Source organism: Prescottella sp. D32, assembly GCF_037287305.1.
Lineage (GTDB): Bacteria > Actinomycetota > Actinomycetes > Mycobacteriales > Mycobacteriaceae > Prescottella > Prescottella equi.
Genome location: NZ_JARBSW010000006.1, coordinates 1 through 19,436, shown reverse-complemented (window position 1 = coordinate 19,436; position 19,436 = coordinate 1). Strand labels below are relative to the sequence as shown.

Genomic DNA, 19,436 nt, shown 5'->3' with positions numbered 1-19,436 from the left:
TATGGTGAGTGTGTGCTCATCCGTATCGATCAGTCGTCCGCCGTACCGCTGTACGAGCAGTTCGCCGCGTGTGTGCGCGGCGCGATCGCCGACGGTTCCGTCGCGGCGGGGGAGCGGCTGCCCGCAGCCCGCGATCTCGCGGCGTCGCTGGACGTGAACGTCCACACTGTGCTCCGCGGATATCAACAGTTACGCGACGAGGGACTGATCGAACTGCGGCGCGGACGCGGCGCCGTGGTGGCCGCGGAAGCGCCGGCCCGGAGTCGGCTGCTGGACGCGGTGCGCGGGCTGGTCACGGAGGCGCAGCGTCACGGAATGAGTGCAGCCGACCTGCTGGATCTGGTGAAGAAGGAGATGGCATGACCGACTCGATTCAGGCGCAGAAGGTTTCGTGGGTTCGCGGTCTTTCGGGTGCATTGCTCGCGCCTGTCGTGGCGACCGCGACGGCCGTGGGCGTGCTGGCCGGCTGGTCGGACGATCTGCCCGACCCGGTGGCGGTCCACTTCGGGCCCGGTGGAGACGCCGACGGCTTCGCGTCCCGTGCGGCGGCGCTGTGGTCGCCGCTGCTCGGGCTCGCCTTCGCGGTGATCCTCGGCGGCATCCTCCTCCTGCTCACCCGGCGGGACGTCCGGGCTGCTCGCATGGGTGCCGCGACCGCCTCGGGAGTGGGCGCCGCCGTCGCGATTCTCCCGGCCGGACTCCTCGCCGGGCAGCGGGGATTGGACGACGCGACTGCCGCGTCCTTCGGCGGAGGGTGGCTCGCGGTCGCCGCCCTGGTGGGCGTCGTCGCGGCCTTCGTCGGGACGGTACTGGTCGGTCGGCCCCCATCGGCGTCGGCTGCGGCGGTGCCGCCCGCGGATGCGTCCCGCCTCGATCTGGCGGACACCGAGAAGGTGGTGTGGACGGGGACGGCGACGATGCCGCGCTGGCTGGCCGTCGTGCTCGCCTTGGTGCCGCTCGTCATCGTCGTGTCCGTCGTCTGGGCGACATCCGAGAGCGCGGTGCCGATGCTGCTGATCGCGGCGGTCGTCGGTGCGCTCCTGATGGGCCTGACCCTCGCACCGGTGCATGTCGTGGTCGACGACCGCGGGCTCGAGACGCGCTATGTCCTCACCGGAGGCCGCCGCCGGATTCCGCTCGACGAGATCGCTCGCGCCGACACCGTGCACATCGGGTTGATCAACCGGTACGGCGGCATCGGCTACCGGGTCGGCCCCGACGGCGTCGGGCTCCTCGTGCGCCCCGGCGAGGCGCTGCGCGTCACCCGCGGCGACGGCTCCAAGTTCACCGTCACCGTCGACGGTGCGGATCAGGCTGCCGCGGTGCTGAACTCGCTCGCCGCTCGGGGGCGGGTAGCCAGGTAGCGCGCCGCGCGCAGAACGACGCCCCGCGCGCAGTAGCGCGCGCGGGGCGTCAATGTTCGCGCGGGGAGGCTACTCGTTCGGCTCGGTCGGCTGCAGCGTGAGCGAGATGCTGTTGATGCAGTACCGCTGATCGGTGGGGGTGGGGTAACCCTCGCCCTCGAAGACGTGACCGAGGTGGCTGTGGCAGTTGCTGCACAGCACCTCGACGCGGTGCATGCCGAGTGAGTCGTCGGCACGCAGGATCACTGCGTCCGAGTCGGCCGGGTCGAAGAACGAAGGCCAGCCGCAGTGCGACTCGAACTTCTCGGTGCTGCGGAACAGCTCTGCTCCGCACGCGCGACAGTTGTAGACGCCCTCGGTCTTGGTGTCGGTGTACTCGCCGACGTGCGGCGGTTCGGTGCCCGCCTGACGAAGCACGCGGTACTCCTCGGGCGTGAGTTGCGCACGCCACTCTCCGTCGTTGCGACGGAACTTCGGTTCGGGCAGGCCGGAATCCTGTGTGGAACTCATGCCACCACGCTAATACGTCCGGCCCGGCGACTCAGACCTTCGCGGGCACCGTCGAGTCGGCGCGGCCGTCGGTTTCGACCAGGAAGTCGGGGTCGATTCCCTTGTCGAGGCGACCCTCGCGCTTCGCGGTGAGGTAGCGATTGACCAGGACGCAGAAGATCACGATGAGCAGCAGGCTCCAGCCGTACGTGGGCTTGAGGTACTCGACGGCCCGGCCTTCCTCGACGAACCGACTCGAGAACCAGGTGTCGGCGCTGAGGAACCCGTAGGCGGCCAGCCACGCCGGCCAGTTCCGCATCACGCTGTTGCGAAGCACCACGGTCATCAGCAGCGGGAACAGCAGCATCGAGTAGTACATCTGCCCCAGCGACAGCAGCAGGAACGAGCCCACCATCAACAGGCCGGCCGTCGTGGTGACGAAGAACAGCTCGTCGTGGCGGTAGTAGCGGTAGAGCAGCCACAGCGACACCGCGCCCATCGCCGCGAACGCGATCCGCAGCGCCCAGATCATGGCGACAGGGAGGCCGAAGTAGGTGCCGTTGCCGACGATCGCGCTGTTGAAGTAGTCGCGCGACTCCATCAGGTACGGGAACGTGTGGTCGATGAAGGCCATCGGGTCCGCGGCCAGTGGCCAGGCCACCGCCATGAGGACCAGGGGGATACCGACTGCGGTGACGAACACCTTCCATTGGCCTCGCACCAGCGGCAGTAGCAGCAGAGGCGCGAGGATCGGCTTGATCGCGAAGGTGAGACCGATCGCGGTCCCGGCCCACAGGTCACGGCGGCGCAGCAGCAGCGCCAGGAAGGCCACCTCGGCGAGCAGGATGAGGCCGTTGATGTTCGAGAAGATCAGGGTGTTCGACACCGTCTCCGTGGAGAAGGCCGCGAAGATGAGGATCGGCGCCGCGATCGAGTTCCATGCGAGGTCGAACATCTTCAACAGCACGAACAGCGCGATGATCACGGCGATCGCGTTGGCCAGGATGAACAGCCAGCGGGACTTCTCGGGATCGAGAATCGCGATGGGCGCCAGCAGCATGGTGCCGCTCGGTGGGTACAGATAGTGCGGATCCACCGAGTTGAAGTTGGCGGTGTAGACGTCCTGACGATTGAGGAACGCCAACGCTGCGTTGTAGACCGGCGCGTAGTCGTCGGTGATCGAACCATTGACAGCCTTCACGACTATCCGGTGGATCACGGTCATGACGGCCAGCGGCCACATGACGAAATTGATGACCTCGGCGGTGGTGCGGCCCGTACGCGGCTCGAATCGTCGAAGGAACACTACGGCACGGTACACCGCCGCCGTGATTGTCGGGGTCGGCCACCCCGCACGCTCACACCGGGCACACACCCGCGTTCGGGGGAAGGACGCCCGATTCGAGGTAACGCGAGAGGAATTGGCGTGCGCACTCGGAGTGCGTCGTCACCGGGTGGCCGTAGCCCTCCCACGTGAGTCCGGACCACTTCGCGCCCGCGCTCGTGAGCGAGCCGGTCACGGTCGGAAGACCGGCATCACCGACAACCGGGTCCGCGGCGCCGGACAGCACCAGCACCGGGACCGGGATGCTGCTCGGGAGTGCCGGTGGCGGCATCGTCGGCCACGCCGAACAGCGCAACAGTCCGAGGGCCGCGTCGGATCCAAAGGTGGGGTAGCGAGCTCCCCACTCGGTCTGCAGTTCCCGGGCACGGCCGGGCCCGGGCCACTGCTGGCCGTCGCTGCACCTGGCGACGAACTGGCCGTCGGTGTCGATCGCGGCCTCCGTCGACGCCACCAGGCCCGACAACGGAGCCACGTCGCCGCTTCCCGCGGCGCTGAGGACGTCGGCCAGCTCTCGCACCCGGTCCGGTTGATCGCTGCGCGGCGAGCCGAGGAACGCGGCGACGGTCGCGAGCAACGCGCTCGCCGACACCGTCCCCAGATCACCGGCGGCAGCCTGGTCCCGCAGCCCGATCACGGCCGCGGTCGGGTCGGGGCCGAGCGAGCAGTTCAGGAGGGCGCAGCGGCGTGCGAACGCTGCGAGCGCGGCTTCCTGCCCCTGTACGCGCTGCTCCGCGACCGTGGGCGCATTCGCCGTCGTCGCGGGTGGGGAGTCGAGCACGAGACGCCCGGTCCGCTCGGGGTAGCGCGCGGCGTACGCCAACACGATCGACGCCCCGTTCCCGGTGCCGATCAGCCCCAGCCGGTCCACCTGCCAGGTACGGCGGAGCTGCTCGAGGTCCTCGGCGGCATGCACGGTGTCGAACGCGAGTTCCGCGGGCTGCAACGTGTCGGTGCAGGCCGTGGTGGCCTGGCGACTCGCGTCCGCGATTCGGTCCGCGTCCGCGGGGACGCCGGCAGACTGCCCGAGGTCGGCGAGCGCCCGGCGATCGAAGGTGCGCCCACAGTCGATCGGAGTCGAGGACCCGGTGCCGCGCCGGTCCACCGCGACGATCGGATGGCGCTCGAGCAGCGTGGATGCGGGACCGGCCGCGAGTGCGGCGAGCGTCGTCGCCGACGCGACGTCGGAGCCCGAGGTCAGAACGAGCGGTGCGGCGTCGGCGGGCGTCGCGGCGAGGCGGGCACGTAGTGCACCGACCTCGATCGAGCCGGACGCCGGGCCGTTGGCGTCGACAGGTGCGGTGTAGCTGCCGCATTCGAGCACCAGCCCGGCCGGGGCCGCGCCGAGCCCGAGGCGTGTGAGAGTGGCCTCGGTGCAGTCGGACCACGCCAGATCGCGGGTCGGTGCCGCGAGAAGCGGCGCGTCCGTCGTCGAAGCGGTTGTCGGAGCCGACCCGCTGTCGCGTTCGACGACGGCGACGTCCGGGCGGATGGACGGTCCAGCCCCGCACGCGGTGCACACGGCCAGGACGATCGCGACGATCCCGATTCTCCGCATGCCGGACAGCCTGCCAGGTCGGCGATCTCTCACGCCCGCACCCATCGGGTCAGCAGCGTGCCGTCGTCGTCGGTCAGCACGTGCGCGCGCGACATCGCGGTGGGCGACGCGATGGACGAGTGCGCGATCCGGCCGGCGGCCCCGCCGACCAGGACCGGCGACGTCGTCAGGCACAGCTCGTCGACGACGCCGTCCGCGATCAGGGTTCCGAACAGGCCGGGCCCGCCCTCGCACAGGACCCGGCGCAGCCCGCGAAGGCCCAGTGCGGCCACGACATCCGTTCCGCCGATCTCCCGTTCCGCGACGATCTCGACGTCGGCCCCGGCGTCCCGCAGGCGCTGCACGCGTGAGGCGTCCGCGGCCGCGGAGGTCAGGACCAGCGGCGGGACGGTGGTGTCGGTGAACAGCCTCGACGCCGGATCCAGCCGGGCACTGGCGGTGACCACCGCGATAGGGGGGACCGCGGCCAGACCCGATCGCTCCCGGCGCGCGGCCGAGTCGGCATCGGTGCGGGCGCCGCCGTAGTTCTCGCTGCGCACCGTCCCGGCGCCGACCACGACGACGTCCGCGAGCTCGCGCAGCACCGCGAAGACGCGCTTGTCGGCGGGGGTTCCGAGTCCGGCGCTGACGCCGTCGACAGTCACGGCACCGTCGATGCTCGACACGAAATTGGTGCGGATCCACGGTCTGTCGAGTCGGTCCGGGTATCCGTACAGTGAACGGAGGTGGTCGTCGCTCAGCTGCGCCGGCTGCCCGGCGTTGCCTTCGTCCCGTGTGAGGTAGGTCGCAAAATCCAGACGGTGCACGTGTTCGATCACAGCACGTCGATACGCTCAGTGCATGCATGCACGTCTTGTCGATCGCAATCCGGTGGTGCCGGCCGATCAATTGGTTGCTCAAATGGTGCCGCCGGCGATGTTCGACGACGTCAGTTTCGCGTCCTACATCCCGGATCCGAAGGAGCCGAGCCAGGCCGCCGCGGTCCGCAAGGCCGAGGAATTCGCCGGCAAGGTCGCCAAGATCCGCGGCGGCGGACGCCGTGGGCTGTTCGGTAAGAAGGCGCCGTCCACCGGTGCCGGTCTGTACCTCGACGGCGGGTTCGGCGTCGGCAAGACCCACCTGCTCGCGTCGATCTTCCACAGCTCGCCGTCGCCGAAGGCGTTCGGAACGTTCGTCGAGCTGACGCACGTCGTCGGCGCGCTCGGGTTCAACCGCGCGGTCGAGGAACTGTCTTCGCACAGCGTGCTGTGCATCGACGAGTTCGAGCTCGACGATCCGGGCGACACGATGCTGGTCTCGCGGCTGCTCACCGAGCTGTCCGCGCGCGGCGTCTCCATCGTCGCGACGTCGAACACCCTTCCGGGACAGCTCGGTGAGGGCCGCTTCGCCGCGCAGGACTTCCTGCGTGAGATCAAGAAGCTCGGCTCGATCTTCGAGACGATCCGCGTCGACGGCCCGGACTACCGGCACCGCGACCTGCCGCCGGCCCCCGAGCCGACCGACGATGCCGACCTGCTCGAGCGCGCGGACGCGATCGAGGGCGCCACGCTCGACGACTTCGACGAGCTGTGCGCGCACCTCAGTACGCTGCACCCGTCGCGGTACGGCAAGCTGGTCGAGGGCGTGCCCGCGGTGTTCATCAAGGGAGTGCACCCGGCCGCCGACCAGTCCGTCGCGCTGCGCCTGGTGGTCCTCGCGGACCGTCTGTACGACGCGAGCATCCCGGTGACGGTGTCCGGCGCCAAGCTCGACGAGATCTTCACGCCCGAGATGGTCGCCGGCGGCTACCGCAAGAAGTACCTGCGCGCGACCTCGCGTCTGCTCGCGCTCTCGCGTTTCGAGGTCGCCGCCTAGAACGAACCTTCGTGATGCAGTGCGCCGTTCAGAGGCTGCGCTGCATCACGAAGTCGTGGTGGGTCTGGGCGCCTACCCGAAACGTCTTGGTTCCGACCTTCTCGAAGCCGTTCTTGACGTAGAACCGCTGCGCCCGCTCGTTCTCCTGGTTGACGCCGAGCCACACGCCGGCGCAGTTCGCGTTGCGGGCATGATCGACCGCGGCGTCCATCAGTGCCGCCGACACACCCGATCCGTGCCGGTCCGGCAGCACGTACAGCTTGCTGATCTCCGTCGTCGGGAGCAGCGACAGCGCGGCCCGGATGTCGTCGTCCTCGGGTGTTCCGTCGACCAGCATCACGTAGCCGACGATTTCCCCGCCCGTGGTCGCCTTGAGCACCGTGCGCGTCGGATCGGTCAGGTACTCGCTGAACTTCTCGGCGGAGAGCACCTCGTCGATGAAAGCGGCAATGTCTTCCTTGGTGGCGTGCGGGGGGCACGCGAGCGGGAAGGTCACCGCGGCGACGTCGGCGAGTGCCTCGGCGTCCCACAGTCCGGCACGGTCCACGGAAATCGTCACAGCCTCACCTCGCGTACGTCGGGTCCGTCCCGGTAAGTACACCACTTTCCGGGACGGCCCCGGTCACGCGCCGGTGGGAGCGGACTCGCTCTCGGCGTCCCCGGAACGTGCCCGGGTGGGCGCGAAAGCGGGCGCGAGCAGGAACAACACCACCGCGAACAGCAGAGGAGCGACGAATCCGATCCGGAGGTCGGACAGCGCCGCGATGCCGCCGATCACACCACCGGCGATCACCGTGCCCGCGTAGTTGAACAGGTTGATCCGTGCGATCACGGCGTCGGTCTGATCCGGTGGCGCCAGCCGCCCCGCAGCACTGAAGCTGAGCGGAGCGATCACGGGGGCGCCGAGGCCGACGATGAAGAATCCGGCGATGGCGACCACGGGGGAGGGTGCCAGGACCGCGATGAGCAGACCCGCCACACTGATCGCGGCACCGACCCGGACGACCGCGATCTCACCGAACCGGCGCACCCAGTGGTCGCCCGTGAGACGCGAGATCAGCGCGGTCACCTGGTAGGCGCCCATCGCGAGGGCCGCCGTCCCGGCGTCGGAGAGCAGGACCTCCTTGAGGTACAGCGGCGAGTAGGTGCCGATGCCGAAGTCGATGGCATAGAAGAGCATCATGGCGACGCCGAGCGCGAGGAACGGGCGCAGCGGCACCGTCAGTGGAGCGGTCACCGACGTCGCAGCGCGCTCGTGCCCGGTGCGCAGCAGGCGCGGCCCGATCCCCGCGCAGAGCGCCGCCACCGCGGCCGCCGCGACCAGAACCGACAACTCGACCGACAGGTCGAGCGCCGAGCACGCTGCGACATAGCCGGCGCCGATGATCGCACCGACACTCCACGAGGCATGGAACGACGAGAGGATCACCCGGCCGTAGGCGTGCTGGATCGACACCGCCTGCATGTTTGCGGCCGCGTCGACGATGCCCAGCCCGATCCCGTACAACGCGAACGCGGCGAGGAATGCCGGCGTCGACGTCGCGAGCGCGATGACAGCCGCGCCGACCGCGATGACGAACAACCCGGTGCGCAGCGTGGTCCGGCTCGACGTGGCCTTCGCGAGTTGTTCGGCGAGGACACTGCCCACACCGGCGACGATCGAAATTCCGACGACGGTGGCAGCGACAAGGGAGTCGCTGAATCCGAGATCGTCCTTGAACTGTGGAAGCTGGGTGAGGAGCACCGCCAGCAGGAACCCCTGTAAGCCGAACGCGACAGCCGTCGAGACGCGCGCACCACTAAGGGTTTTCGTGTTTCGAATCACTGAACGAGTGTCCAACAATCAGCTCCGTTTCGTGGCGTTCTCTGCTTCACTGCTCATCATGGCGGCAGAGCATTCGATTCCAGAGTTCCCCCACGACTTCGTTTTCGGTGTCGCGGCGGCGGCCTATCAGGTCGAGGGGGCGGTCGCCGAGGACGGCAGAGGCCGGTCGATCTGGGACGAGTTCTGTTCGATCCCCGGGAAAATCGTCCGAGGTGAAACCGGCGACGTCGCGATCGACCACTATCACCGGTACCGCGAGGACGTCTCGCTCATGCGTGACCTCGGCGTGGACTCGTACCGATTGTCGGTGGCGTGGCCGCGGATCCAGCCCCACGGCAAGGGTGCTGTCAACGTGGCCGGACTCGACTTCTACGACCGCCTGATCGACGAGTTGTGCACTGCCGGCATCGCTCCGGCGGTCACTCTGTTCCACTGGGATCTCCCGCAGGCGCTGCAGGACGACGGCGGCTGGCTGAACCGGGAGACCGCGCATCGGCTCGCTGAGTACGCGGCGGTGGTGGGGGAGCGGCTCGGCGACCGGGCGGGAATGTGGATGCCGCTCAACGAACCCGTGGTCCACACCCTCTACGGGCACGCGCTCGGGGTTCACGCACCGGGACTCGAACTCGGATTCGGGGCACTGCAGGCCGCGCACCACCAACTGCTCGGACACGGATTGTCGGTGCAGGCGCTCCGCTCCGCAGGCTGCACGAACATCGGGATCGCATCGAATCATGCGCCGGTGCACGCCGCGACCGACGCCGATGCGGACGTCGAGGCGGCGGACGTCTACGACCACATCGTCAACTGGACGTTCGCCGACCCGGTGCTTCTCGGCAAGTACCCCGCGGACGAACTCGCCGCGCTGCTCACCGGACCGGTCGACGACGACCTCGCGGTCATCGCGCAACCGCTGGACTGGTTCGGGATCAATTACTACGAGCCGACACTGATCGCCGCCCCGCGCGAGGGCGAAGGCTCCGAGGGCGTGCTCGAGGTGGACCTGCCGCCGGGCATGCCGTTCGCGCCGGTCGCACTCGACGGTTACCCGCGAACCGATTTCGGTTGGCCGATCGTCCCCGAAGGGCTCACGGAGATTCTGACGATCTTCCGGGACCGGTTCGGCGCGGCCCTTCCTCCCGTGTACATCACCGAGAGTGGTTGCTCGTTCCACGATCCGGACCCGGACGCGGCGGGCCGCGTCCGGGACGAGCGCCGCATCGCCTATCACGCCGACCATCTCACCGCGGTCCGCGCAGCGATGGACGCCGGGGTCGACGTCCGCGGCTATTTCGTATGGTCGATCCTCGACAACTTCGAGTGGGCCGCCGGATACCGCGAGCGGTTCGGCCTGGTGCACGTGGACTACGACACACTGGCGCGGACGCCGAAGGATTCGTACCGCTGGTTCCAGTCGATGCTGGCGGCGCGGAAGGGCGCCTGACGCCCGAAGGTGTTTCGAGTGTGAACGAGCCCCAGCCGTGGATGGGGGGTCATGGCTGGGGCTCCGCACCATCGGGGGATGGCACGTTCGACGATACCTGAGGGATTCCTCATGTTCGAGTCGGACTCAACCGGCATCCGGGACCCGGATACGAAAAGAGGCACCTCGTCGCGAGGTGCCTCTTTTCGGGTGGTGCGCGATACTGGGATTGAACCAGTGACCTCTTCCGTGTCAGGGAAGCGCTCTCCCGCTGAGCTAATCGCGCGGGTCTTGATCGAACACTCCGAAGGATCGGAGTCTCCGGACCGGCACGAGGCCGATCTTGGAGCGGATGACGGGATTCGAACCCGCGACCCTCACCTTGGCAAGGTGATGCGCTACCAGCTGCGCTACATCCGCATGTTGTTTCACTCAAGTCTGTCAGCAGCATACTGCCTCGAAACTTGGTGCGCGATACTGGGATTGAACCAGTGACCTCTTCCGTGTCAGGGAAGCGCTCTCCCGCTGAGCTAATCGCGCGAGGTGGAGACGGGAATCGAACCCGTGTGCACGGCTTTGCAGGCCGTTGCCTCACCACTCGGCCACTCCACCATAAAAGGTCGAGTCCAACCTCTCGAGCGGATGACGGGATTCGAACCCGCGACCCTCACCTTGGCAAGGTGATGCGCTACCAGCTGCGCTACATCCGCATTTCGCTCCGGCGGGGCGTTTCGGCCTCTCCGGTGCAGCTCCGGTTCGGCGTTTCCGCTTTCCCGGTGCGGTGAGAACATTAGCGGACCATTTGAGAAAGGCACAAATCGGCAGGTCAGAGTAGAAAACAGGGGTTCGAGGGCAGCTTTCGGGAGGATGGTGGACCGGCGAAACTGCGCGATAACGGACTGGTCGTCTCGAAATCCGTCATCCATGGCCCGATGTATCCGTAGTCGGTGATTTCGTGGCCGACGTGGGGTCGGTCGCCGCCCCGGCAAGTGTGCCCAAGCTTGCCTGGTCCCCGCACGCATACACGTGCGCGAGCGCGTGCGCGAAGCTGCCGGCCGGGTGCCCGGTCGGGCGAGTCGAGGCGCGTTCGGCTGGGCCGAAATGAATGACAACCAGGGGATTCGTGTTCGGCGCGAGTGCGTGTTAGTGTTTCGTCTCGTTCGACCGCGAGCATTCGGCGCGGTTCGGTCCCGTGGCTCAGTGGAAGAGCGTCCCGTTCACACCGGGGAGGTCGCTGGTTCGATCCCAGCCGGGACCACACCGAAAAGCCCCGTCCGGAATCCGGACGGGGCTTTTCTGCATTTTCGCAGCCCGCAGCCCGCGGTCGCGCGGGCGTGCCGGGGGATCAGCGGATGTCGTATGTGACCGCGACGTTCACGCTCAGCTCCTGCGAGCCCGGCTGGATCGGCACGGCGTCCGCAAGCGCCATGTCGGGTGTGCGCATGTAAGGAGACGGTGATCCTGCCGCCTGCGGCGGCACCTCGACGATCGAGCGGACCTTCCCGAGTTCCACTCCGGCCGCCTCCGCCATCTGCCGAGCCTGGTCCTGGGCCTGTTGTACGGCTCGACTGCGTGCCTCGGCGCGCAATTCGCTGTCGTCGGAGATGGAGAAGCTCGTCTGCTGTACCCGAACGGCGTCACCGGTGGCAGAGGCGGCCGCGTCGATGACCGCACCGGCCTGGGAGACGTCGTGCAGGGTGGCGGTCACCTGGTTGGTGACCTGATACCCGTCGATACCGGCTCCACCCGGCGCCCACGTCGGGTTCACCGACAGCTCGCTGGTCCTGATGTCCTCGGCGGCCACACCCTTGCTCTCGAGCGTGTCGATCAGGGCAGTGGCCCGCTGCGAGTTGTCCTGCAGCGCGGCCTGCGCCTCGGCGGCCTGGGTCTGTACTCCCAGCACCACCGTCAACGTGTCGGGTGTTCCCGTGATCGTGCCGGTGCCCTGGGAGCTGATCCCCGTCGGTCGGGTGCCCGGAGAATCGGACTGCCCCGAGGCGCAACCAGTGAGAGCGAGGAGGAAGCCGGCAGCGGCAACTGTCGCGATTGTGTGTTGGGTCTTGAACGTCGGCATCGGCTCACTATCGCGGATGGGGTCCCACTGGAGGTCCACTTCTCCCGAATCGACATTCCGGCGGGTATGTGCGCGTCGGTACGCTCGACATACACCGGTGTGCGAGCCGGTAGGGACGGCGACGCGACGGTGGGTGCGGATCATGGACGGTCAGGCGGTGAGCAAGCCCGCGGACGGAGGCGGGCCGGTGGAGTCCTCCGAGCGCGACGGATTCCGTCCGATCGAGCGGGTCGAGAATCGCTGGTTGCGGTGGCGTCGGCGAATCGCGCGAAACACCTCACTGAACCTCGCCTATCGGATCGGCGTCGGTGTCGTCGGCGCGCTCGTCCTCGCCGTCGGCATCGTCACGATTCCTTATCCCGGACCGGGGTGGCTGATCGTGTTCGCCGGCCTGGGGATCCTCGCCTCCGAGTTCGCCTGGGCGTACCGGCTCCTGCACTGGGCCCGCGCCCGCTACGACCGATTCATGATCTGGTTCTCGGAGCAGTCCGCCTTCGTCAAGTTCCTCGGGCTGCTGTTCACCACCGCCGTAGTACTGGCGACCTTGTGGATCCTGGGAACGTTCGGGTTGGTCGGAGGCTGGGTCGGGCTCGAGCAGCCGTGGCTGGAGAGTCCGCTGTAGCACTCGCGTGACCCGGCCGCGGGACGGATCCACGTGGCTTCGGGCCGTGCCGATAACATGGGTTCGCCCCTCATCCGGGGGCACACCCTCATACATAGGAGCGCATCGCCGTGACCACGCCCGCATCCGTCACCCCCGCCGCACGTGTCCAGGTGCCAGCCGGGACCACTGCGGGCACGGCGGTTCGCGATGCCGGACTCCCCGGCAAGGGCCCGGACGCGATCGTCGTGGTCCGCGATGCCGACGGTAATCTCAAGGACCTGTCATGGACGCCGGACGTCGATGTCGAGGTCGAGGCGGTCGCCGCCGACACCGAGGACGGGCGCAGCGTGATCCGGCACTCGGCCGCACACGTGCTCGCGCAGGCCGTCCAGCAGGAGTTCCCCGAGGCGAAGCTCGGCATCGGCCCGCCGATCAAGGACGGCTTCTACTACGACTTCCAGGTGGAGCGCCCCTTCACCCCGGAGGATCTGGCAAAGCTCGAGAAGCGGATGAAGAAGATCGTCAAGGATGCGCAGCGCTTCTCGCGCCGCGTCGTCGAGGATCTCGAGGACGCCCGCACCGAACTCGCGAACGAGCCTTTCAAGCTGGAGCTCATCGACGACAAGTCGGGCATCGACGACCCCGAGGTCATGGAGGTCGGCGGCGGCGAGCTGACCATCTACGACAACCTCAACCCGCGTACCGGCGAGGTCATCTGGAAGGACCTGTGCCGCGGTCCGCACATTCCGACCACCAAGTACATCCCGGCGTTCAAGATCACCCGCAGCTCGGCGGCCTACTGGCGGGGTGATCAGAGCCGCGAGGATCTGCAGCGCATCTACGGCACGGCGTGGGAATCGACCGAGGCCCTCGACAAGCACCTCGAGTTGTTGGCCGAGGCCGAGCGCCGCGACCACCGCAAGCTCGGTGCCGAACTCGACCTGTTCTCCTTCCCCGACGAGCTCGGTTCGGGACTGCCGGTGTTCCATCCCAAGGGCGGCATCATCCGCCAGGAGATGGAGAACTACTCCCGCAAGCGCCACGTCGAGGAGGGCTACGAGTTCGTCTACTCGCCGCACATCACCAAGGGACATCTGTACGAGGTCTCCGGTCACCTCGACTGGTACAAGGACGGCATGTTCCCGGCGATGCATATCGACGAGGAGCTGAACGAGGACGGCACGGTCCGCAAGCCGGGCCAGGACTACTACCTCAAGCCGATGAACTGCCCGATGCACAACCTGGTGTTCGGATCGCGGGGACGCTCCTACCGTGAGCTGCCGTTGCGTCTGTTCGAGTTCGGCTCGGTGTACCGCTACGAGAAGTCCGGCGTCGTGCACGGACTCACCCGGGTTCGCGGCATGACGCAGGACGACGCGCACATCTACTGCACCAAGGAGCAGATGCGCGACGAGCTGACCACGACGCTGAAGTTCGTGCTCGGCCTGCTGAAGGACTACGGCCTCGACGACTTCTACCTGGAGCTGTCGACCAAGAACCCCGACAAGTTCGTGGGCGACGACGCGCTGTGGGAGGAAGCCACCGAGACGCTGCGCGAGGTCGGCGAGGCGTCGGGCCTGAACCTGGTGCCGGACCCGGGCGGAGCCGCCTTCTACGGCCCCAAGATCTCGGTGCAGGTGCAGGACGCGCTCGGCCGCAGCTGGCAGATGTCGACGATTCAGCTCGACTTCAACCTGCCCGAACGTTTCGACCTCGAGTACACCGGAAGTGACGGCACCAAACAGCGTCCGGTCATGATCCACCGTGCGCTGTTCGGTTCGATCGAGCGGTTCTTCGGCGTCCTCACCGAGCACTACGCGGGCGCATTCCCGGCGTGGCTGGCGCCCGTCCAGGTCGTCGGCATCCCCGTCGCCGAGGCGTTCGAGGATCACCTGTTCGACGTCGTCAAGCAGCTCAAGGCCGCAGGCGTGCGCGCCGAGGTCGACGTCAGCGACGACCGCATGCAGAAGAAGATCCGCAACCACACCACCCAGAAGGTGCCGTTCATGCTTCTCGCCGGCGAGCGGGACGTCGAGGCGGGCGCGGTCAGCTTCCGCTTCCGTGACGGCACCCAGGTCAACGGCGTGCCGGTCGCGGACGCCGTCGAGACCATCGTTGCCTGGATCGGTCGTCGCGAGAATGCTTCGCCCACAGCCGAACTCGTGGGTGGTGCCCAGTGAGCGAGCGAGCGGGCGGCAGCGCCGACAACGACACACTCGTCGACACCGGGCCGGGTGATCCCGACCGCTTGCAGCGACTGTGGTCGCCGCACCGGATGTCGTACATCGCGGAGGCGCCCAAGGCGTCGAAGTCGAGTGAGGGACCGTTCAGCGAGATCCCGAAGATGACCGACGAGGAAGGGCTGATCGTCGCGCGCGGCGAAGCGGTGTACGCGGTCCTGAACCTGTACCCGTACAACCCGGGCCACCTGATGGTGGTGCCGTACCGCAGGGTTGCGGCGCTCGAGGACCTCACGCCCGAGGAGAGCGCCGAGTTGATGGCGTTCACGCAGCAGGCGATCCGGGTGATCAAGCGGGTCTCGAATCCGGACGGATTCAACGTCGGTCTGAACCTGGGTGCGGCGGCGGGGGGTTCGCTCGCCGAGCACCTGCACCAGCACATCGTTCCGCGGTGGGGTGGCGATGCGAACTTCATCACAGTGCTCGGGGGTGCGAAAGTGATGCCGCAGCTGCTGCGGGAGACACGGGCGTTGCTCGCGGGGGCCTGGGACGAGTGATCGCCAAGGGCCGGCGGGGAAATCGCGTGGCAGGATCGGATGCGGGGTCCGCCGGGGCGCGGTACCGCGGTAGGTCGCGGAAGGGGGGAGAGGGATGCTGAGTTTCTTCGGTCGAGCGTCGGTGTCCAAGGTGACGGCGCCGATGGGCAAGGCGTTGGTGAAGACGGGGCTCACACCCGACGCGGTGACGGTGATCGGCACGATCGCCAGCATCGCGGGCGCACTGACCCTGTTCCCTTCCGGTCATTTGTTCTGGGGAACCATGTTCATCTGGTTCTTCGTCATGTTCGACATGCTCGACGGTGCCATGGCCCGTGCGCGCGGCGGCGGAACCCGATACGGCGCCGTACTCGACGCGACGTGCGATCGAATCGCCGACGGCGCCATCTTCTCGGGCCTCGCGTGGTGGGCGGTCTACCACGAGAACAGCAAGAGCCTGCTGATCGCGACACTGATCTGCCTCGTGAGCTCGCAGGTGATCTCGTACGCCAAGGCCCGGGCCGAGGCGAGCGGGCTGTCCGCTGACGGTGGTCTCATCGAGCGACCGGATCGGCTGATCATCGTCCTGGTCGGTGCCGGGTTCACCGGAATCGCAGGGCATTTCGACATCGCATGGCTGCACTGGGCCGTGTACGTCGCGATGTGGATCCTCGCCGTCGCGAGCATCGTCACCGTGTTCCAGCGCGTACTCGCGGTACGGAACTCCGCCGGTGCCCGTGACCTCCTCCCCATCGCGCCCAAGAACGACGAGCAGCCCTCCGGTGCGGGGGAGGCGTCGTGAGCGTCGCCGAGAAGGCCGCCGACCTCGGGTACGCCACGGGATGGCGAGTCGTCCGGGCGTTGCCGGAACGGATGGCCGTCGCGGTCTTCGACGCGGGTGCCGATTTCGCGGCGCGCCGCCGCGGTGGTCCACAGCAGTTGCGGCGCAACCTCGCCCGCGTGCTCGGAGTGGCTCCGGAAGACGTGCCGGACGACCTGATCCGGGACTCGTTGCGCTCCTACGCCCGATACTGGCGCGAGGCCTTCCGCCTACCGTCGATGGATCTGGCCGCGACAGCGGCCGCTGTCGACTCGAGTGTCGAGGGTCAGGCGTATCTCGAGCAGGCGATGGCCGCCGGCAAGGGCGCCATCCTGGCGCTGCCGCACAGTGGCAACTGGGACATGGCCGGAGTGTGGTGCACCCAGACGTGGGGTGGACTGTCGACGGTCGCCGAGCGGCTGAAGCCGGAGTCGCTCTACCTCCGTTTCGTGGCGTATCGCGAGAGCCTCGGGATGGAGATCTTTCCGCTCAGCGGCGGCGAACAGCCACCCTTCGGGGAACTCGCGAAACGACTGCGCGAGAACAAGGTCGTGTGCTTGCTCGGCGAGCGGGATCTCGCGGCCAAGGGCGTGCCGGTCACCTTCTTCGGGGAACCGACCCGCATGCCCGCGGGGCCGGCCAAGCTCGCGATCGAGACCGGGGCCGCGCTGCTGCCGGTGCACTGCTGGTTCACCGACGGCGGTTGGGGCTTCTCGATCGATCCGCCGATCGACGTCTCGTCCGGAATCGGCGGCGCCACCCAGGCGCTGGCAGACCGCTTCGAGGTCAACATCGCCGCCCACCCCGCGGACTGGCACATGCTCCAGCCCCTGTGGCTCGACGACCTGTCCGAGTCCCGTCGTGCCCGCATGGAGTCGCGATGAAGATCGGAATGGTCTGCCCGTACTCCTTCGACGTACCGGGCGGTGTGCAGGCGCATGTCGTCGAGCTCGCCCAGGTGCTCATCGAGCGCGGACACAAGGTGAGCGTGCTGGCCCCCGCGTCGGAGGGCACGGAACTGCCGGACTTCGTCGTCTCGGCCGGCCGCGCGGTCGCCATTCCCTACAACGGATCGGTTGCGCGCCTGACGTTCGGGCCGGTCTCGTATGCGCGGGTGCGGCGGTGGATCGCCGACAACGACTTCGACGTCCTGCACATCCACGAGCCCAACGCCCCGAGCCTGTCGATGCTCGCGATGAAGATCGCGGAGGGGCCCATCGTCGCCACGTTCCACACCTCGACCACGAAGTCGTTGGTGCTGAGCACCTTCCAGAGTGTCCTCCAGCCGTACCTCGAGAAGATCAGCGGCCGGATCGCGGTGTCCGAACTGGCCCGGCGGTGGCAGGTCGAATCCCTGGGCTCGGACGCGGTGGAGATTCCCAACGGCGTCGACGTGCCGGCGTTCGCAAACGCTGCGCCGCTGCCGGGGTACCCGCGGCCCGGCCGGACCGTGCTCTTCCTCGGTCGGTACGACGAGCCCCGCAAGGGCATGGCGGTGCTTCTCGGCGCACTGCCCACATTGGTCGAGAAGTACCCGGACCTCGAGATCCTCGTGGTCGGACGGGGTGACGAGGAGAAGCTGCGCAAGGAGGCCGGACGCTTCGCCGGCCACCTGCGCCTGCTCGGCCAGGTGAGCGACGCGGAGAAGGCGTCGGCGCTACGCAGTGTCGACGTGTACTGCGCGCCGAACCTCGGCGGCGAGAGCTTCGGCATCGTGCTCGTCGAGGCGATGGCGGCGGGCGCGCCCGTCGTCGCGAGCGAACTCGACGCGTTCCGCCGCGTACTGCGTGACGGCACCGCGGGTCTGCTCGTCCCCGTCGGCGATTCGGCGGCTCTCGCTGCCGCCATCGATTCCGTACTCGGAGACGAGGATCGGCGGCGCGCACTCACCGACGTCGCGAGTGTCGTCGTCGGCGAGTACGACTGGCCGGTGGTGGCCGAGCAGATCCTGCGGGTGTACGAGACCGTGACCGTGGGTTCGACGGGTGTGCGTGAGGTGCGTTCGTGACCTTCTCGGCAATGACCATCCTGGTCCTCGCGTTGATCGCGGCAGTCGTCGCAATCGTTGGCGCGTGGGCGTACGGCACCGCGAACCGCCTGGATCGCCTGCACGTGCGGTCCGATCTGTCGTGGCAGGCGCTGGATGCGGCACTCGCTCGCCGGGCCGTCGTCGTGCGCGCCATCGCGGCGGCAATGGCGTCGGCTCCGGGGGAGAGCAGGCGTCTGTCGACGCTCGCCGGTCAGGCCGAACGCGCCGAACGCGCCCAGCGGGAGTCCGCCGAGAACGCCCTGTCCGGGGCGCTGGCAACTCTCGACGCGCACACGTTGCCACCCCAGTTGGTCGCCGAACTGGCCGACGCCGAGGCCCGCGTGCTGATCGCGCGCAGGTTTCACAACGACGCCGTCCGCGACACGCTGGCGCTACGCACCCGGCGGCCGGTTCGCTGGCTGCACCTCGGGGGCACGGCGCCGCTGCCGACCTACTTCGAGATCGCGGAACGCGGGGAGCAGCCCGATCTCCAGCTCGACGAGATCCGCACGTCGGCACGGGTGGTGATGCTCGACGACCGGGGCCGTGTGCTGCTGGTGCGCGGCCGTGATCCGGAGAAGCCCGACACGTCGTTCTGGTTCACGATCGGCGGCGCCGTCGAGACAGGGGAGACTCTGCGGGCCGCCGCGGTCCGGGAGATCCACGAGGAGACCGGTCTCACGGTGGAGCCCGACGACCTGCGCGGCCCGCTGTGGCGTCGGGTGGCGATCTTCCCGTTCGCCGGTGAGCTGATCCGCTCCGAGGAACTGTTCTTCGCTGTCCGCACCGAGGAGTTCGTCCCGCACCGAGGCGGTTTCACCGACCTCGAACGCCGCACGATCCTCGAGCACCGGTGGTGTACCCCCGCCGAGATCCGGGCGATCCAGGGCGGTGGCGAGGCCGTGTACCCGCAGGATCTGCCCGAGTTGCTCGACGAGGCCAACATGGCCGTGGTCCGGGTCGACGAACCCGAGGTCCGCGCGATCCGCTGAGCCGCCGAAGTGCACGTTTCGCTATGACCGTCGCCACAACAGGCCAGGTATCGGGCACTGGCTATGGGGGCGGTGGCGGCGTCGTCATAGAATTGGCCACGCGCTGTGGCACCACGAGTCCGAGACAGGCTCGGCTGGTCCCGGCGTGTCAGATCTTTCCCCGAAGCCGGCGAGAACCCAGGAGTTTGCTGTGAGCACCCCCGACACCACCCCCACTACCGGCACGGCGCGCGTCAAGCGGGGCATGGCCGAGATGCTCAAGGGCGGCGTCATCATGGACGTGGTCACCCCCGAGCAGGCCAAGATCGCCGAGGACGCCGGCGCTGTCGCGGTCATGGCGCTCGAG

Annotated in this window: 18 protein-coding genes, 6 tRNA genes and 1 pseudogene; 13 read left to right on the top strand and 12 right to left on the bottom strand. The window is 68.2% G+C overall.

Annotated elements, in window-relative coordinates:
• The first annotated feature begins 12 nt into the window (after positions 1 to 12).
• Positions 13 to 363, top strand: a complete 351-nt coding sequence (locus PSS76_RS21240; protein WP_013415838.1) for a GntR family transcriptional regulator — start codon at positions 13 to 15, stop codon at positions 361 to 363.
• Positions 360 to 1,364, top strand: coding sequence for a DUF1648 domain-containing protein (locus PSS76_RS21235; RefSeq protein ID WP_013415839.1), 1,005 nt, complete (start codon positions 360 to 362; stop codon positions 1,362 to 1,364). The genes PSS76_RS21240 and PSS76_RS21235 overlap by 4 nt, the downstream gene beginning before the upstream one ends.
• Positions 1,365 to 1,433: 69 nt before the next feature.
• Here PSS76_RS21235 and msrB read toward each other — a convergent pair whose 3' ends face one another.
• Genes msrB through PSS76_RS21215 form a run of 4 tightly spaced genes read right to left on the bottom strand, consistent with a single transcriptional unit; the run spans position 1,434 to position 5,571 of the window.
• Entirely contained in the window at positions 1,434 to 1,874 is a 441-nt protein-coding gene (gene msrB / locus PSS76_RS21230) for a peptide-methionine (R)-S-oxide reductase MsrB (protein WP_013415840.1), read from the bottom strand.
• Positions 1,875 to 1,905: 31 nt separating this feature from the next.
• Positions 1,906 to 3,159, bottom strand: a complete 1,254-nt coding sequence (locus PSS76_RS21225; protein WP_005513564.1) for a glycosyltransferase family 87 protein — start codon at positions 3,157 to 3,159, stop codon at positions 1,906 to 1,908.
• A 52-nt stretch (positions 3,160 to 3,211) separates the two neighbouring features.
• Positions 3,212 to 4,753 carry an alpha/beta hydrolase gene (locus tag PSS76_RS21220; protein ID WP_337456606.1) on the bottom strand — a complete coding sequence of 514 codons (1,542 nt, stop codon included), beginning with the start codon at positions 4,751 to 4,753 and terminating at the stop codon, positions 3,212 to 3,214.
• A 29-nt stretch (positions 4,754 to 4,782) separates the two neighbouring features.
• On the bottom strand, positions 4,783 to 5,571 hold the full coding sequence (locus PSS76_RS21215; protein ID WP_064076429.1) for a pyrimidine reductase family protein: 789 nt from the start codon (positions 5,569 to 5,571) through the stop codon (positions 4,783 to 4,785).
• A gap of 22 nt (positions 5,572 to 5,593) precedes the next feature.
• On the opposite strand from PSS76_RS21215, the gene zapE reads away from it, so the two are divergent.
• Positions 5,594 to 6,607: a cell division protein ZapE gene (gene zapE / locus PSS76_RS21210; RefSeq protein ID WP_013415843.1), complete on the top strand. Its 1,014-nt coding sequence runs from the start codon at positions 5,594 to 5,596 to the stop codon at positions 6,605 to 6,607.
• 28 nt (positions 6,608 to 6,635) lie between these two features.
• On the opposite strand, the gene PSS76_RS21205 is transcribed toward zapE, so the two are convergent.
• Both PSS76_RS21205 and PSS76_RS21200 read right to left on the bottom strand, forming a co-directional pair.
• Positions 6,636 to 7,166 (bottom strand): GNAT family N-acetyltransferase, encoded by a 531-nt coding sequence (locus PSS76_RS21205; RefSeq protein ID WP_013415844.1) that lies wholly within the window; start codon positions 7,164 to 7,166, stop codon positions 6,636 to 6,638.
• Between the two features lie 63 nt (positions 7,167 to 7,229).
• Positions 7,230 to 8,432 carry an MFS transporter gene (locus PSS76_RS21200; RefSeq protein WP_044990903.1) on the bottom strand — a complete coding sequence of 401 codons (1,203 nt, stop codon included), beginning with the start codon at positions 8,430 to 8,432 and terminating at the stop codon, positions 7,230 to 7,232.
• 58 nt (positions 8,433 to 8,490) lie between these two features.
• Here PSS76_RS21200 and PSS76_RS21195 point away from each other — a divergent pair, with 58 nt between their 5' ends.
• Complete coding sequence (locus PSS76_RS21195) at positions 8,491 to 9,876, top strand: GH1 family beta-glucosidase (protein ID WP_041674670.1); 1,386 nt, start codon at positions 8,491 to 8,493, stop codon at positions 9,874 to 9,876.
• A gap of 190 nt (positions 9,877 to 10,066) precedes the next feature.
• Here PSS76_RS21195 and PSS76_RS21190 read toward each other — a convergent pair.
• From PSS76_RS21190 to PSS76_RS21170, 5 genes are all read right to left on the bottom strand, one after another.
• Positions 10,067 to 10,141: transfer RNA gene (locus PSS76_RS21190), tRNA-Val, on the bottom strand.
• Between the two features lie 58 nt (positions 10,142 to 10,199).
• A tRNA-Gly gene (locus tag PSS76_RS21185) sits at positions 10,200 to 10,275 on the bottom strand.
• Between the two features lie 45 nt (positions 10,276 to 10,320).
• Positions 10,321 to 10,395, bottom strand: a tRNA-Val gene (locus PSS76_RS21180).
• A gap of 1 nt (position 10,396) precedes the next feature.
• Positions 10,397 to 10,467, bottom strand: a tRNA-Cys gene (locus PSS76_RS21175).
• Between the two features lie 25 nt (positions 10,468 to 10,492).
• Positions 10,493 to 10,565 (bottom strand) — tRNA-Gly (locus tag PSS76_RS21170).
• A 476-nt stretch (positions 10,566 to 11,041) separates the two neighbouring features.
• Between PSS76_RS21170 and PSS76_RS21165 the strand changes: the two genes are divergently transcribed.
• A tRNA-Val gene (locus PSS76_RS21165) sits at positions 11,042 to 11,113 on the top strand.
• An 87-nt stretch (positions 11,114 to 11,200) separates the two neighbouring features.
• On the opposite strand, the gene PSS76_RS21160 is transcribed toward PSS76_RS21165, so the two are convergent.
• Positions 11,201 to 11,929: an SIMPL domain-containing protein gene (locus tag PSS76_RS21160; protein ID WP_337456605.1), complete on the bottom strand. Its 729-nt coding sequence runs from the start codon at positions 11,927 to 11,929 to the stop codon at positions 11,201 to 11,203.
• Between the two features lie 133 nt (positions 11,930 to 12,062).
• On the opposite strand from PSS76_RS21160, the gene PSS76_RS21155 reads away from it, so the two are divergent.
• The 8 genes and pseudogenes from PSS76_RS21155 to PSS76_RS21120 form a co-directional block, all read left to right on the top strand.
• Positions 12,063 to 12,551: a TIGR02611 family protein gene (locus tag PSS76_RS21155; protein ID WP_044990905.1), complete on the top strand. Its 489-nt coding sequence runs from the start codon at positions 12,063 to 12,065 to the stop codon at positions 12,549 to 12,551.
• A gap of 110 nt (positions 12,552 to 12,661) precedes the next feature.
• Positions 12,662 to 14,713 (top strand): threonine--tRNA ligase, encoded by a 2,052-nt coding sequence (gene thrS / locus PSS76_RS21150; protein WP_022595607.1) that lies wholly within the window; start codon positions 12,662 to 12,664, stop codon positions 14,711 to 14,713.
• Positions 14,710 to 15,270 (top strand): ATP adenylyltransferase, encoded by a 561-nt coding sequence (locus tag PSS76_RS21145; RefSeq protein WP_005513553.1) that lies wholly within the window; start codon positions 14,710 to 14,712, stop codon positions 15,268 to 15,270. Before thrS ends, PSS76_RS21145 begins: the two co-directional genes overlap by 4 nt.
• A gap of 94 nt (positions 15,271 to 15,364) precedes the next feature.
• The gene (pgsA, locus tag PSS76_RS21140) at positions 15,365 to 16,051 is read left to right on the top strand and encodes a phosphatidylinositol phosphate synthase (RefSeq protein WP_022595610.1); all 687 of its coding nucleotides are present in this window, start codon (positions 15,365 to 15,367) and stop codon (positions 16,049 to 16,051) included.
• Entirely contained in the window at positions 16,048 to 16,953 is a 906-nt protein-coding gene (locus PSS76_RS21135; RefSeq protein WP_005513551.1) for a phosphatidylinositol mannoside acyltransferase, read from the top strand. The genes pgsA and PSS76_RS21135 overlap by 4 nt, the downstream gene beginning before the upstream one ends.
• On the top strand, positions 16,950 to 18,077 hold the full coding sequence (locus tag PSS76_RS21130; protein ID WP_005513550.1) for a glycosyltransferase family 4 protein: 1,128 nt from the start codon (positions 16,950 to 16,952) through the stop codon (positions 18,075 to 18,077). The genes PSS76_RS21135 and PSS76_RS21130 overlap by 4 nt, the downstream gene beginning before the upstream one ends.
• Complete coding sequence (locus tag PSS76_RS21125) at positions 18,074 to 19,090, top strand: NUDIX hydrolase (protein WP_044990907.1); 1,017 nt, start codon at positions 18,074 to 18,076, stop codon at positions 19,088 to 19,090. The genes PSS76_RS21130 and PSS76_RS21125 overlap by 4 nt, the downstream gene beginning before the upstream one ends.
• 190 nt (positions 19,091 to 19,280) lie before the next feature.
• Positions 19,281 to 19,436, top strand: a pseudogene (locus tag PSS76_RS21120) (pyridoxal 5'-phosphate synthase lyase subunit PdxS); the annotation flags it as partial.

Bases quoted from the DNA above. Each gene is read 5' to 3' on its own strand.
- PSS76_RS21235 (WP_013415839.1), top strand. From the start codon at position 360: ATGACCGACTCGATTCAGGCGCAGAAGGTTTCGTGGGTTCGCGGTCTT.
- msrB (WP_013415840.1), bottom strand. From the start codon at position 1,874: ATGAGTTCCACACAGGATTCCGGCCTGCCCGAACCGAAGTTCCGTCGC.
- PSS76_RS21220 (WP_337456606.1), bottom strand. From the start codon at position 4,753: ATGCGGAGAATCGGGATCGTCGCGATCGTCCTGGCCGTGTGCACCGCG.
- zapE (WP_013415843.1), top strand. From the start codon at position 5,594: ATGCATGCACGTCTTGTCGATCGCAATCCGGTGGTGCCGGCCGATCAA.
- PSS76_RS21195 (WP_041674670.1), top strand. From the start codon at position 8,491: ATGGCGGCAGAGCATTCGATTCCAGAGTTCCCCCACGACTTCGTTTTC.
- PSS76_RS21160 (WP_337456605.1), bottom strand. From the start codon at position 11,929: ATGCCGACGTTCAAGACCCAACACACAATCGCGACAGTTGCCGCTGCC.
- pgsA (WP_022595610.1), top strand. From the start codon at position 15,365: ATGCTGAGTTTCTTCGGTCGAGCGTCGGTGTCCAAGGTGACGGCGCCG.
- PSS76_RS21130 (WP_005513550.1), top strand. From the start codon at position 16,950: ATGAAGATCGGAATGGTCTGCCCGTACTCCTTCGACGTACCGGGCGGT.